Annotated in this window: 11 protein-coding genes and 1 pseudogene; 8 read left to right on the forward strand and 4 right to left on the reverse strand. The window is 61.9% G+C overall.

The features are described from left to right. The first annotated feature begins 74 nt into the window (after positions 1–74). Positions 75–1598: a SulP family inorganic anion transporter gene (locus FXY94_RS06035; RefSeq protein WP_016664135.1), complete on the forward strand. Its 1524-nt coding sequence runs from the start codon at positions 75–77 to the stop codon at positions 1596–1598. A gap of 93 nt (positions 1599–1691) precedes the next feature. Here FXY94_RS06035 and FXY94_RS11005 read toward each other — a convergent pair whose 3' ends face one another. Both FXY94_RS11005 and FXY94_RS06045 read right to left on the reverse strand, forming a co-directional pair. After that, positions 1692–1820 carry a hypothetical protein gene (locus FXY94_RS11005; protein ID WP_034372423.1) on the reverse strand — a complete coding sequence of 43 codons (129 nt, stop codon included), beginning with the start codon at positions 1818–1820 and terminating at the stop codon, positions 1692–1694. Positions 1821–2259: 439 nt separating this feature from the next. After that, on the reverse strand, positions 2260–2802 hold the full coding sequence (locus tag FXY94_RS06045) for a DUF488 domain-containing protein (protein ID WP_016664137.1): 543 nt from the start codon (positions 2800–2802) through the stop codon (positions 2260–2262). A gap of 512 nt (positions 2803–3314) precedes the next feature. Here FXY94_RS06045 and FXY94_RS11010 point away from each other — a divergent pair. The 4 genes and pseudogenes from FXY94_RS11010 (at position 3315) to FXY94_RS06065 (ending at position 6048) form a co-directional block, all read left to right on the forward strand. Next, complete coding sequence (locus FXY94_RS11010) at positions 3315–4289, forward strand: GNAT family N-acetyltransferase (RefSeq protein WP_016664138.1); 975 nt, start codon at positions 3315–3317, stop codon at positions 4287–4289. Positions 4290–4409: 120 nt separating this feature from the next. After that, positions 4410–4692, forward strand: a pseudogene (locus FXY94_RS11170) (type II toxin-antitoxin system RelE/ParE family toxin). Continuing rightward, positions 4679–4981 carry a HigA family addiction module antitoxin gene (locus FXY94_RS06060; RefSeq protein WP_016664140.1) on the forward strand — a complete coding sequence of 101 codons (303 nt, stop codon included), beginning with the start codon at positions 4679–4681 and terminating at the stop codon, positions 4979–4981. Before FXY94_RS11170 ends, FXY94_RS06060 begins: the two are co-directional and overlap by 14 nt. 74 nt (positions 4982–5055) lie before the next feature. Continuing rightward, positions 5056–6048 (forward strand): serine hydrolase domain-containing protein, encoded by a 993-nt coding sequence (locus FXY94_RS06065; RefSeq protein WP_141740568.1) that lies wholly within the window; start codon positions 5056–5058, stop codon positions 6046–6048. A gap of 293 nt (positions 6049–6341) precedes the next feature. Here FXY94_RS06065 and FXY94_RS06070 read toward each other — a convergent pair whose 3' ends face one another. Continuing rightward, a complete protein-coding gene (locus FXY94_RS06070; RefSeq protein ID WP_016664143.1) occupies positions 6342–8939 on the reverse strand; it encodes an excinuclease ABC subunit UvrA in 2598 nt (865 codons plus the stop codon). 87 nt (positions 8940–9026) lie between these two features. After that, positions 9027–9638, reverse strand: coding sequence for a TetR/AcrR family transcriptional regulator (locus FXY94_RS06075; RefSeq protein WP_016664144.1), 612 nt, complete (start codon positions 9636–9638; stop codon positions 9027–9029). Between the two features lie 196 nt (positions 9639–9834). On the opposite strand from FXY94_RS06075, the gene FXY94_RS06080 reads away from it, so the two are divergent. The 3 genes from FXY94_RS06080 to FXY94_RS06090 all read left to right on the forward strand — a co-directional run bounded on the left by FXY94_RS06080 (position 9835) and on the right by FXY94_RS06090 (position 13023). Next, on the forward strand, positions 9835–10617 hold the full coding sequence (locus tag FXY94_RS06080; protein ID WP_016664145.1) for a GAP family protein: 783 nt from the start codon (positions 9835–9837) through the stop codon (positions 10615–10617). 412 nt (positions 10618–11029) lie between these two features. After that, a complete protein-coding gene (locus tag FXY94_RS06085) occupies positions 11030–11917 on the forward strand; it encodes a siderophore-interacting protein (RefSeq protein ID WP_016664146.1) in 888 nt (295 codons plus the stop codon). 53 nt (positions 11918–11970) lie between these two features. Next, entirely contained in the window at positions 11971–13023 is a 1053-nt protein-coding gene (locus FXY94_RS06090) for an iron-siderophore ABC transporter substrate-binding protein (RefSeq protein ID WP_016664147.1), read from the forward strand. The last annotated feature ends 50 nt before the right edge of the window (positions 13024–13073 follow it).

Here is a 13073-nt window from a genome sequence, read left to right on the forward strand (position 1 = left end):
CACGTTGTCGCGCACCACCAGACATTCTCCGCTCCTGGCCTGAGAGCGCCGCCCTGAACAGATGGAGGTACCGCATGGCCTTGCCCACTGCGACCAAAGAAGACAAGGGTCGGTACCGGCCCGAACCGTCGGTGCTCACCGCACTGAAGACCCCGCGCATCCTCACTCGCGAAGTTCTCGCAGGCCTGGTCGTGGCGCTGGCGCTCATTCCCGAGGCGATCTCGTTCTCGATCATCGCGGGCGTCGATCCACGTGCGGGCTTGTTCTCCTCATTCGTGATGGCAGTGTCCATCGCGTTCCTCGGTGGCAGACCCGCCATGATCACCGCGGCGACGGGCGCTATCGCTCTCGTTATCGCCCCCGTCGCCCGCGACTACGGCTTGGACTACTTCATCGCGACGGTGCTTCTGGCTGGGGTCTTCCAGATCCTCCTCGCCGTCTTCGGAGTCGCCAGACTCATGCGATTCATCCCGCGCAGCGTCATGGTCGGCTTTGTCAACGCGCTGGCGATCCTCATCTTCATGGCACAGGTGCCCGAACTCATCGGCGTGCCCTGGATGGTCTACCCTCTCGTCGCGGTCGGGCTGCTGATCATGGTCCTCATACCGAAGATCACTAAGGTCATACCGGCCCCACTGGTCTCGATCGCTCTGGTGACCGCCGCCGCGGTCGTCTTCTCGATCAACGTACCCGCAGTCGGCGACAAGGGTGAGCTGCCGCGCAGCCTTCCCGAGCTGTTCATACCGAATGTGCCGCTGACATGGGGGACTTTCACGATCATCGCGCCGTTTGCCCTCGCGATGGCGCTGGTAGGCCTGATGGAATCGCTCATGACGGCGAAGCTCGTGGACGATGTGACCGACACCCACTCGAACAAGACCCGGGAGAGCTGGGGGCAGGGCGTCGCGAACCTGCTCTCCGGCCTGTTTGGCGGCATGGGTGGCTGCGCGATGATCGGGCAGACCATGATCAACGTGAAGGCGTCCGGGGCCCGCACCCGCATCTCGACGTTCCTCGCAGGTGTGTTCCTCTTGGCCCTCATCGTCGTCCTCGGCGACATCGTTGCGATCATCCCCATGGCGGCGCTGGTCGCGGTGATGATCATGGTCTCCGTAGGTACCTTCGACTGGCACTCCATCAAGCCCTCCACCCTGCGCCGGATGCCTAAAAGTGAGACGACCGTCATGGTCATCACCGTCGCCGTCGTCGTCGCCACCCACAACCTCGCCGTCGGTGTCGTCGTCGGCGTGTTCGTCGCCTCTGTGATGTTCGTGCGCCGCGTCGCCCACCTCATCGACGTCAGGCGTGAGATCACTGAACAGGATGGCGCTCGGATCGCGCATTACACAGTCGAGGGTCAGCTCCTGTTCGCCTCCAGCAACGACCTCACCACCATGTTCGAGTACGCCGACGACCCTGACCGAGTCATCATCGACCTCACGAGATCCCACATCTGGGATGCCTCCACCGTCGCGGCGCTCGACGCAATCGAGACCAAATACGAACAGCACGGCAAGACGGTCGAGCTCGTCGGGATGAACGAGTTCACGACTGGGTTCCACGCCCGACTCACGGGAGGACTCGGCAACGGTCACTGACAGGGCTCAGGTGGGCCAGTCGGTCACGTCGGGGGCAACCGCGGCGCAGCCGCGGGCGGCAGCCGCTATCCAACGTCACAACCATGAGATGCGCTAGCGCATGTCGATGACACCGTTGGCCACCTCGATGTGTTTGGTGGTGGCCGCGACAGCACCGAGCAGCGGCATCGGGGCGGAGGCCTGCGGCACGAAGTAGTGGACTCGGAAGGACGCGTCGTTCACGCCGATTTCGTTCGCAGCCTGGGCGATCCAGATGAGTCTTGGCGATCTTTTCCGCGGATGACCCGCGCTGGCCACCGAAGGCGTAATGCCCGAAGCTTAAGAATCGGAACGCTTCATTGGATAACGCTCCTTTTGGTGGTGTTAACGAGAGAGTGACTTTGTAACGAGATATCGTGGACTTCAAGTTCAACGTCTAGGTCCGTGGCAAGTCGGTAGCACGTTTTTCGATTCGATGCTTCGGGGCACTATCGGGGTTCCCGGTGGTCTTCTTAGATTGAGGGGTGCAGATTTCCTAACCTAAAGCTCGTTTGAGCGTGCTATCCACTGGTGTGCCTCCGATGCTGCTGCTCATAAGGGGCGGGCGCTCCATGAATACAAGGCGTAGGTCGCGCCTGAGGCATAGTCCGAGTTTCCGCACCCCTGGCCTCTGGGGTACGCGCTAGTCCCGCTCGGCGTAGCGCACGAGGAGATCGTTGCCGATGACTGCGCCGTCGTTGAGCGTTGCCTCGTTCACCGTCGCCCCGGCTGCCCCCAGGCCCATAATGTGGCCAACCTCGTCACCGCGGGCGATGAGGTGGTCGGCGATGATACGCCGGTGGCAGCGCCACCACACCGCCTCGGAGCACATGATCGCGGTGGGGGTTTCGGCGGCGTTCACCCGTAGCTGCGAGAGCGCGTCCGAGAACTCCCCGCCCAGCGCATGGTCGGCGTAATTGTGGAAACTGCGGTTACGCCAGTTGCCGTTAACCTCAAAAGGCACCGAGTGGGACACGTTGCGCCGCCCGGTGAGGCCCTCACTTCTGCTGTAAGTGATGCCACATGTAGGAAGGTGTTCGGCAAGGGGGTCGCCGTTGAACCACGGGTACTTCCTGGACCCGGGCAGCTTGCGCACATCCACGATGGATACCACACCGGCAGCCTTGATCATTTCAGCGAAGTCCTCGAACTCGAGGTTGGAGTGGCCCACGGTGAAAATGCGCATGTCGCCAATGCTACGCGTCAAGCGGTTACACCAACATTGGCGTCCAGGTATCGTGCATCGGCAGGTGGTCGGACCGGTAGAACGCGGAGGTAGCAGACAGGACGTTTGATGCATTCGCGCCCACCTTTCCGCCGTATAAATCCCATTTATGGCCGAGTATTCCGCACGGACCGTTCGGTTAAGTTTCAACGGATCGCTTGGGCGACATCGGAAGCCTGAGTTAATCGTATGTGGGGCGAATCCCATGTATGTCTTGTTTAAGGATGCCGCTGCACGAGGAGCGGGGCTGAGGCTACCTGGTGTGCACTCTATCTTTGCCGCACATAGCGGGGTGTGGTGGTTTTTAGCTGCTATTCACGAATGAGAAGGTGTTTTTGCAACGATACGTCGTCGAATTTAGGTTCAATGTGTAGTTCCGGTCTGCCGAGCCGTCGAGCAGCGGCGCTTTCGCCATCTGGGCGAGAGACGAAAAACCCTGATGTCTCCAGTCTCGGCCAAGGTAGGCTGGCGCAGTGAATGTGACTCTCCGGCCGGTGAGTGCCGATGATTTCGACTTCTTGTGGGCCTGGCAGCACGCGACGCCGGATGCCGCGTGGAAGCTGTGGGATGGGCCCTACTTCGAGGCCCCTGTGAACCCCAGCCGTGAGGAGTTTGATCAGCGGCAGCGTGCAGGATTAGGCAGTCATGATCGCCGGATCATCGAGGTCGATGGAGAACCTGTTGGTTTTGTTTCGCGCTTTGAGGAGGAGCCCGCAGGCGGCGGCTGGTGGGAGCTTGGCATCGTGGTCTTCGACCCACGTTGGTGGGGGAGGGGTATCGGCCGAGCGGCACTCACCCAGTGGCTCGACCTGATCTTCGACGAGACTGACGCTCACGTCGTCACCCTTCAGACATGGTCAGGCAACGAGAGGATGATCGCCTCAGCGAGACGATGCGGTTTCGTCGAGTGTGGCCGGATTCCCGAGGCGCGGTCGTGGAACGGCCGACGCTGGGACAGCGTGAAGATGTGCGCATTGCGTCCTCATCCATCACTCTGGGAGTGCCGCAGAGACACGCAGCTCCCGGATGACGTCGCACGGCTTCTGGCGACAGTCCCGGAGTGGTTCGGCCTGGAAGAAGCGAATCAGGAGTACATCGACGCAGCCCGGCACATGGAGACGTGGTCTGTGCGCGACGAACATGGAAGGGTCATCGGCGTGACCTTGGTCGACCGCGACTTCCCGGTATCCGCCGACATCCACTTCATGGTCGTGGACCGAGCCTGGCATGGTCGGGGCGTTGGATCGGCCATGCTCAGGGCCGTGGCGTCCGCCTCCCGTGTCGATGGTGTCCGACTGCTCCAAGTGAAGACCTTGGGGCCATCGCATCCCGACACTGGATACGCCCACACCCGCCACTTCTACGAGAAGTGCGGTTTCCTGCCGCTGGAGGAGACTGATCTGTGGGGTGATGACAACCCCTGCTTGTTCATGGTCATGCCCTTGTAAGGATCGCTGAGCTTCACGACCTGGGCTGTGGTGATCCGTCATGTTCTTCGGCGCCGTAACTCGATTGAGTTCAGGTTTAACGTCTAGCGTTAATGACGGCCTCCGTTATAGACTGGCTTCATGATCAGATCGTTCGGCGACAAGGCGACCGAACGGCTGTGGCGTCGTGAGCGCGTGCGGTCCATCGATCCGAGGATCCATCGCGTCGCACTGCGCAAGCTGCGTCAGGTGGGGTCCGCGGAGTCTCTCGAGGACCTCCGGGTCCCGCCCGGCAACCGGCTCGAGGCCCTCAAGGGGTGATCGGGCCGGGCAGTACAGCATCAGAATCAACGACCAGTGGCGTATCTGCTTCGTGTGGAGCGACGCCGGACCGGAGGAGTTGCAGATCGTTGACTACCACTGACAGGATCGAGCCGATCCACCCGGGTGAGGTCCTCATGGAGGACTTCATCGAGGGCTTCGGCATCACGCAGAACAAGCTCGCCGTCTCGATCGGGGTTCCGCCGCGGCGGATCAATGAGATCGTGCACGGCAAGCGGGGCATCACTGCCGACACCGCGCTGCGGCTCGCGAAGTACTTCGGCACGTCGGCGGAGTTCTGGATCAACCTGCAGAGCCACTACGAGCTGGACCGTGCGGAGGACCTCGCGGAGGAGCAGATCGCGGCGATCACGCCCCTGCAGGTCGCGTGAGCTCTCGCAGACGGCTGGCCGTCGGGTCCGGTCTGGTGGTCGCAGGAGTAGCGGCTGTTGAAATCTTCGCCCGAATGAGAACTCCGAGCCTGTGCCGCGAGTCGTCGGGGGATCCTTGGCTCGTTCGTGAAGCCGAGACGATTCTTCGACGTTCGCGCGGGCCTCGAGACCGGGCCAGTATCGCAGTTATCGACAACGGTGTACTCCGTGAGGCTCATTTCGGTGCGGGTCGTCATACGCAGTACGAGATCGGTTCGATCACCAAGACGATGACGGCTGCGGTCTTTGCTGACATGCTGGAGCGCGGTGAAATAAGCCGACGGACTCCTCTGGGAACCTTCTTTGATCTGGCGAGCAGCGAGGTGGCTGCCATCGAGCTTGAAGAGCTTGCTACTCACACCAGCGGCCTGCCTAATATGGCGAGCACATGCTGCAACGTCGCTGATCTTGCTCTTTGGCCGTTGCTCGTGCATGACCCAAGTTCGTCAGTGACTCTCGAGCGTCTGATTGCGGATGCGAGCCGGTCTCGCCTGGGGCCAAGGGAATACGCATACTCAAACCTCGGCTACTCCTTGCTTGGGCAGGCGCTGGCTCGCCGAGCGGGAACGAGTTTTCCGCGACTGCTTCAAGAACGGCTGTTCGCACCATTGGGGATGGACGACACCTTCGTTCCAACAGATCCGACGTCGCTTGGAGTAGATGCGCCCCGCGGTTACTCGGTCATGTGGGGGCGGCGATCCGCGCCATGGACGTTGGGTGCTGAAGCGCCCAGTGGCAGTGTCCGATCGACCCTTGCTGACATGACTCGATATCTTCAGTCCCTGCTGGACGCCACCGCGCCGGGCACGGCTGCGATGGATCAGGCAGTCGTTGCCAGAGACGGTCTGCGCATCGGCTACGGCTGGCATATCGACCAGAACTCACTGGTGTGGCACAACGGCATGACCGGTGGCTTCAGCAGCTGGATAAGTCTTCAACCCGGCCGTGGGCAGGGCGTGATCGTACTTAGCAACACGATGAACTCGGTTGATGACCTTGGGATGGCACTGGCCCGCTCGCTGCCTTGAAGCACCAGTGAGGTAGGAAGCGTTCGCCGTATGTTTCTCCCCAGCGGAACTCGACCGTGTTCAGTTTTGACGTGTAGCGCTGTTGAGTCGCGTTATTTTTCTCCGTGTCTCACTGGATGCTGCTAAGGATGGTCTAGTCATCGAGCGGCAGCGTGAGGACCGCGAAGCCATTACCGGCAGCGCGACTGCTTAGCCGTGGCAGGTACGCGGGTTAGTCGACTTTGGCCCCCGAGAAAGATGGAGATCGCCTGGGCCGTAATAGTCTGGCGACTGGGCCTTTGGCGTTGAGATTCTTAGGCACGGCTTATGCCGGCTCGATCGGCCAACACCTGGGCCGTCACCGAGCGCGAATCCGGATGCAGAGCATGCTGAGCGACCGCCGCCGGTGTTCCGGTGGCGAGGATCTGGCCACCCTCATCTCCGGCTCCCGGGCCGACGTCGATGATGTGGTCGGCCTGGGCGATCACCCGGAGGTCGTGCTCGACAACGACCACCGTCGCGCCGTCATCGACCAGGCGACGCAGCTGGCTCAGCAATAGATCAACGTCCGCCGGGTGCAGCCCCGTCGTAGGCTCGTCCAGGAGGTACAGGCTGTGCTTACGGCTGGAGCCGCGTTGCATTTCGGAGGCCAGCTTGATGCGCTGCGCCTCCCCGCCCGAGAGTTCCGGGGAACCCTGCCCTAGCCGCAAGTAGCCCAGGCCGAGTGCGTGCAGGAATTCGACTGAGCGCAGAATCCTCGGCTCCTCGGCGAAGACCTCGAGCGCCTCGTCCACGGTGAGCGCCAAGATATCCGCGATGCTGCGGCCGCTCCACTGCACCTCGAGAATCTCCGGTTTATAGTGCTTGCCGTGGCAGGCCGGGCAGGTGGTGTACGTGCCGGGTAGGAACACCAGCTCGACCTCGATACTGCCCGCCCCATCGCACTCCGGGCAGCGACCCTTTTTCGTGTTATAGGAAAAGTCCGACACCGACATGCCCCGCCGCTTCGCCTCCGGGGTGTCGGCAAACAGCCTGCGGACATAATCGAAAAGACCCGTGTAGGTCGCGACGGTGGAACGCACCGTGCGTCCAATCGGCTTCTGGGTGATGTGAACCAACCGACGGATGCTATCGATCCCCATTGCGCTCTCCACCCGGAAATCCCGGGTCGGGTCGGAGCCTGCCGTGAAGTCAGCATCCGGATCCTCGACCGAGACCTCATCGGCGCCGACAACCTGCTTAGCCGCGCGGGATGCCACGTCGGCCAGTACCCCGGTGACCAGGGTGGATTTGCCGGAACCGGACACTCCCGTGACCGCGGTGAGCGCCCCTAGCGGGAAGTCCACGTCGACCCCATCGAAGGCGCGCGCGTGCACGCCGCGAAGGCCGATGGATTCACTACTTCCGGCCGGGGTGTCCGTCAGCTCGGGGAAGTCCGCGTTTAAGGCGGTAGCGGTGGGCGAGTCCAGCTGCTCGGCGTTGGCGCGGAACTGGTCAGTGGGGCCGGAGAACACCAGCTCCCCGCCGCGCTCACCGGCGCGCGGGCCGATATCCACGATCCAATCGCATCCCGCGACGAGGGACATATCGTGCTCCACCAGAAGCACCGAATTCCCCGCGTCGACGAAGCGCTTGAGCAGCTCGGAGACCGCCTTTCGCTCCACGACGTGCAGGCCGGCCGAGGGCTCATCCAGCACATAGGTTGTGCCGAACAGATTCGAGTTCAACTGGGAGGCCAGTCGCAAGCGCTGGTGCTCACCCGCAGACAAGCTCCGCGCCGGGCGAGAGAGGCTCAAGTGCCCCAGCCCCAGCTCGATCGCCGCGCGCACCGTGGGCAGCACCTGATCCAGCAGCAGTTCTTCGGCCTCGTCGTGTTCGTTCCACTGCTGCTTCTCGATCGCCGCCAAGCGCTCGAGGCGGTCCTCCAACACAGTCAGCAGGTCCTTCAACGCCAAGTCGTTGAATTCGTCGATGGCGTGACCGGCGTAGCTCACTTGCAAGGTATCCGGTTGAAAACCACGGCCCTGGCACGTCGGGCATGTCGATGAATGCAAGAAGGAGAGCACCCGGCGGCGGGTCTTATCCGATCCCGTCTCCGCCAGAGTTTCGGTGAGGTAGGTGGCTACCGAGCGCCATTTGCCTTTATACGACAAGTGCACGGCGTTTTCATCCCGCTCCGGGTGGACCGTCACCACAGGTCGCTCGTCCGTGAACAGGATCCAGTCGCGGTCCTCTTGCGGAATTTCCCGCCAAGGGATGTCCAGCGGGTAGCCGAGGGCGCCAAGGATGTCCCGGAAGTTCTTTCCGAGCCACGCTCCCGGCCACGCGGCGATCGCGCCGTCCCAGATAGACAGGCTGGGATCGGGCACCATTGAGTCTTCCGTCGGCCGGTGCACGGTTCCGGTTCCCTGGCACTCGGGGCACATGCCGGCGGTGGTGTTGGGGGAGAAGGCGTCGGAATCCAGCCTGCCGTATTCCAGCCGCTCGCGCATACCGTCCGGGTAGCTGCCGGAGCGGGAAAAGAGCAGCCGAACACTATTCGAGATATTTGAGATCGTCCCCACGGAGGAGCGCGCCCCACCGAGGGTCGTGGACTGCTGCAGGGCCACCGTCGGCGGCAGGCCTGTCACTGACCCCACGCGCGGGTTGACCGCGCCACCGATGAGACGGCGCGCGAAGGGAGAGACAGACTCCAGGTAGCGGCGCTGCGCCTCCCCATGGATGGTGCCGAAGGCCAGGCTCGACTTGCCCGAACCCGATACGCCGGTGATCGCCACGAGCGTATCCCGGGGCAGGTCGACGTCGATGTGTTTCAGGTTGTGAAGGTGCGCATCGCGCACCCGGATCATGGGATCGTGACCCGCAGGTGCCGTAGTGCGTGGTGCCGGGGGCTCGGACGTGGAGTGGGTCATGGTCGCTACTCTACCTAGCAAGCTGCGCCCTGGTCGGCGGCGCCTTGCCAATGGCAGTCGCGGGCGGCGCGTGGCCTTCCTGTCGTTCTAGACCTGAGACCGGGAAGGCTCCACGATCAGCGCGAGTCCCGCATCGAGGTCTGCCAGCAACTGCTGAGTCGAGTTTTTCGGGCCGTTGAGGTAGTCGATCGTGAGCCCGTTGACGAGTGCCGTGACCAAGCGAGCTCCTTGTTCAGGCGATAGTCGGCTGCTCAAGCTCTCATGCCGTTCAGCTGCCGCAAGCCCGTTGCTTACACGTGCTCGGAAGCGTTCCACTTCGGCGTCGTATAAGTCGGCTAGCCATTCGCGTGTGGAAGCGGCGGCGCCCACGATAACCCACACTGCAGCGTCTTCACGCTGGACAGGACCAATCGGCAGGAGCTCGGCTAGGCGGCTGCGGATGACCGCGTGAAAGTCTGTCGCGTCGGTCTCTCGGAGCGCCCGCGACTCCTGCCGCTGAATAGACCGCATGAATGCTTTCGCGATGATGTCGTCCCGCGTTCCCATCTGATACTGGACAGTCCCGGGTGCGACCCCCGCCTCTGCCGCGACATTGCGAACACTCAAGGCATCGAGGCCCTGGTTGACCATCACTCGAATAGCAGCGTCGGCGATCAGTGCCGCTGTGCCGGTGAAGGGGATGTTGGGGTCAACGGGCATGAGTCTCCAATCTTGCGTGACCCAAGTGCTGCCAGCCGTTCGTTGCCTGGTTGCATCTCACTGAAACGTTCCATACGATCGTATCAATCGAAAAGTTCGTACAAATGTATGGATGTGGAATCTCCTTCATCGTTCCGCAAGCTGAGGAGAGCATTCCCATGGCCGCGATTTCCGTACCTGACCATTGGAGAACGTCATGTCAGACTTTCTAGCCCTCGCTGGTCTCGCGCTCGTCGATAGCTTGAGCGTAGGAACTCTTGTCATTCCTATTGCTCTCATTTTTGTGTGGCGTCGAGTCTGTTTCGGCCTGTTGGGTGCATATCTCACGACGATTGGTGGGGCCTACTGTGGTCTCGGCATTGCTTTGCTGTTCGGTTTTGAAGCGGTAGTGCAGCGTTTTTCTGGAGTCGCCGAGGCCGATTGGTTCCGATGGGTGACTCTTGTTCTAGGTGTGGGGCTTTTCCTTTTTGGGGTGGCCGCCCCAAACCCTAAAAAGCAAGCAGCCAAAGGGTCTGATTCGGTGGAGCAGCCGTCTGTGGCGAGTGTCGACGCCGCTGCCGCAACTATTACCTCTGCCGCTGCGCTTCCTGACGCCGATGTCCGGGAGGGTCGGGCATTTCGCCTCGCCCGGGGTGTTTCGCTGAGTGTGAGCGGTATGGTGGCGTTGGCGTTGGGAGCCGCCGTTGTAGAGGCAGCCACGATGTTGCCCTATTTGGGTGCGATGGGGATTATCCAGTCCATGTCAGTGGGGATGTCCAGCAAGATTGCGCTGATTGTGGGTTACTGCGCCGTCATGATCTTGCCAGCGATTCTGATGAGCGTCATCGCGGGCGTCGCGGGGCCCGCTATTTTTCCGCGGCTGGAGCGTGCCATTGGCCGGCTGGAGTACGAAGCCAAGGTGACACTGCTGTGGATCGCGGCAATCGTTGGTTTGTATATGGCGTACAGGAGTGCGGTGCGGCTCGGGCTGATGGGCTGAGCAACAGGTAGTAGTGCAACACGGTCCGCCTTCGTCGGTGTCTCCTTCTAGGGAACGGGGTATGGGAGCCCGTGAGACGTGAGAGCGTGCCGTAGATGACTGCGTACAGCGCTACGCGGTAGGGGGTGTCAGGTAGCTGTTGAGTTCGCGGATCTTGTTGCCGGTGAGTCAGCTAACCGCCCCAGGTGAACGGCGCGTAAGTCAGTAACTCCCAAACATGTTGCGCTGCGGTTTTGGCTTAACGTCCCCCATGCACCTCGCGCGATTGAGGCGAGTCGTCTGGATCAAACCACCGGGGGCGGATATCGAGTCCGGTTTCCGACGGCTGACGCAATGATGATTGCCACGGAAATGCCGGGCGCGAACGAATTAAGTAAGGCGAGCCTTGTCTAATTGTGGTACGTTATGCGGCATGAGATCAAAGCTCTCGTATACCGCGGTTGAGGTCCGCGTCGACGCAGTGCGCGACTTGTGCCCCTCGATGCGTCGAGTCACCCTGAGCGGAGAAGGACTTAAGAAGGCTGCTCCGCTTTGCCTTGACCGTCGGATCAAGCTCGTGCTGCCCCGATACCACGGTGACGCACTGGAGGACATCCCGCGTATCCCAGGTTGGTATGACGCCCTCGTGTCTTTACCGCCAAGTGATCAGCCGTCCGTGAGGACATACACGGCACGGGCAATGCGTCCAGACATGGCCGAGCTCGACGTCGATGTGGTTCGCCACGGCACCAGCGGCCCCGCGGGCCGGTGGATCGAAACCGTGGCTGCTGGCGATCGGCTCGTCGTAGCTGTCCCCCGCGCCGATTTCAAGGACATTGACACCATTGGCCTGGCCTGGCATCCGGGTAGTGCCAAGCAAATCCTGGTGGCTGGCGACGAAACCGCAGCACCGGCGATAGCGAACATTGCTGCCTCGCTGGCCCCAGATGCCGTCGGCACGATTCTCATCGAGATGCCGACCCCTGAGGATGCATGGCCCCTCACGGTCCCGCCCGGGGTTGACGTTAGAGTGCTGTGCCGCGAAGGGGAGGCTCCCGGAAGCCTGCTCGAGCGCGAACTTTACACGCTGACGTGGCCGCCCGAAGCGGCCGAAAGCGTAGCGGTCGATGACCTTGACGATGACGCTGGAATCCTGTGGGATGAACCCGCCGGAGATGCCGACGGCGAGCATTTCGCCTGGTTGGCAGGCGAAAAAGGGGCTGTGCAACGTATGCGCCGCTTCCTCGTACGCGAACGAGGCTGCCCCCGCGATCGGGTGGCCTTCATGAGCTACTGGCGTCAAGGACACGCCGAATCCTGACCATCCCGACGCGACCGCGTCGGGCCCGCATAACACCTAAAGGAACACCAGAAATGTATCCCTCAGATCAGCGTCTGAGTATGCCTCGTCGCGGGCTGCTCGCCCTGGCCGGAGCCTTCTCGTTGTCTGCCCTCGCCGGTTGTGGCAGCGACCGTTCGAGTGCTGGGTCAACGTCCACCGAAACCGCGTTGGCGGGCAGTTTCCCCGTTGTGATTCGCCATGCCTTGGGATCCACGACCATCAAGCAGGCGCCTCAGCGAATTGTCACGATCGGGCAGGGCGCCACTGAGGCCCTCATCAGTATGGGGGTCTACCCGGTTGGCGTTGAAACCTATGCCTGGGGAGCTGACAAGGATGGACATCTACCCTGGAACCGAGAAGCCTTCGAGAAGGCGGGACGGCCCCTTCCAGCTCTATTCGCCGGCGGTGAGCAACTCGACGTCGAGGCCATTGCGGAGCTCGAGCCCGACCTGATCCTCGCTCCATGGTCAGGGCTCACCCAGAAACAGTATGACCAACTGACCGCGTTCTGCCCGACTGTCGCCTACGAGAAATCCGCCTGGACCACTACTTGGGACGGCGAGATCCGCATGGTGGCCAAGGCGCTGGGGCGCCCCAGCGACGGCGACAAAGTCATTAGCGACCTCAAGAAAACCCTCGCCGACACTGTTGCTCAGCACCCACACTGGGAGGGCACGACCTTCAGTTACATCTACACTGAAGGCCAGGGAACGCTTGGCATTTTTCGTCCCACGGAACAACGCGTGGCCTTGATCAGCATGCTCGGCCTGACGGTCGACCCAATTGTCGATACCATCACGGCCAACGATGGGTCCGATTGGGCGCTCATCAGCCTCGAGAATGCCGATAAACTCAAGGATTCTGACCTCATCTTCACCTTTCATCTGGATGCCGCGACCAAGAAACAGGTCACTTCGCAGAAGCTTTACTCGTCGATCCCTGCCATCAAGCGTGACAGCGTGGTGGCCCCGACTGACCCGCAGCTCGTCACAGCGATCAGCATGATCAACCCGCTCACCGTGCCGTGGAGCCTTCCGCGTCTCACTGATCTCATCGACCAGGCCGTCGCGAAGGTGACGGACTAACTCTTGCTGGCTCGTCGACGTACTCTGGTCGCCACCGCTCTCGTGGCGGT

Source organism: Dermabacter jinjuensis (genome assembly GCF_902381725.1).
In the GTDB taxonomy this organism is placed as follows: domain Bacteria; phylum Actinomycetota; class Actinomycetes; order Actinomycetales; family Dermabacteraceae; genus Dermabacter; species Dermabacter hominis.

Coding starts and splice junctions, on each gene's coding strand:
- FXY94_RS06035 (WP_016664135.1), top strand. CDS start 75: ATGGCCTTGCCCACTGCGACCAAAGAAGACAAGGGTCGGTACCGGCCC.
- FXY94_RS06045 (WP_016664137.1), bottom strand. CDS start 2,802: ATGCGCATTTTCACCGTGGGCCACTCCAACCTCGAGTTCGAGGACTTC.
- FXY94_RS06065 (WP_141740568.1), top strand. CDS start 5,056: ATGAGAACTCCGAGCCTGTGCCGCGAGTCGTCGGGGGATCCTTGGCTC.
- FXY94_RS06070 (WP_016664143.1), bottom strand. CDS start 8,939: ATGACCCACTCCACGTCCGAGCCCCCGGCACCACGCACTACGGCACCT.
- FXY94_RS06075 (WP_016664144.1), bottom strand. CDS start 9,638: ATGCCCGTTGACCCCAACATCCCCTTCACCGGCACAGCGGCACTGATC.
- FXY94_RS06080 (WP_016664145.1), top strand. CDS start 9,835: ATGTCAGACTTTCTAGCCCTCGCTGGTCTCGCGCTCGTCGATAGCTTG.
- FXY94_RS06085 (WP_016664146.1), top strand. CDS start 11,030: ATGAGATCAAAGCTCTCGTATACCGCGGTTGAGGTCCGCGTCGACGCA.
- FXY94_RS06090 (WP_016664147.1), top strand. CDS start 11,971: ATGTATCCCTCAGATCAGCGTCTGAGTATGCCTCGTCGCGGGCTGCTC.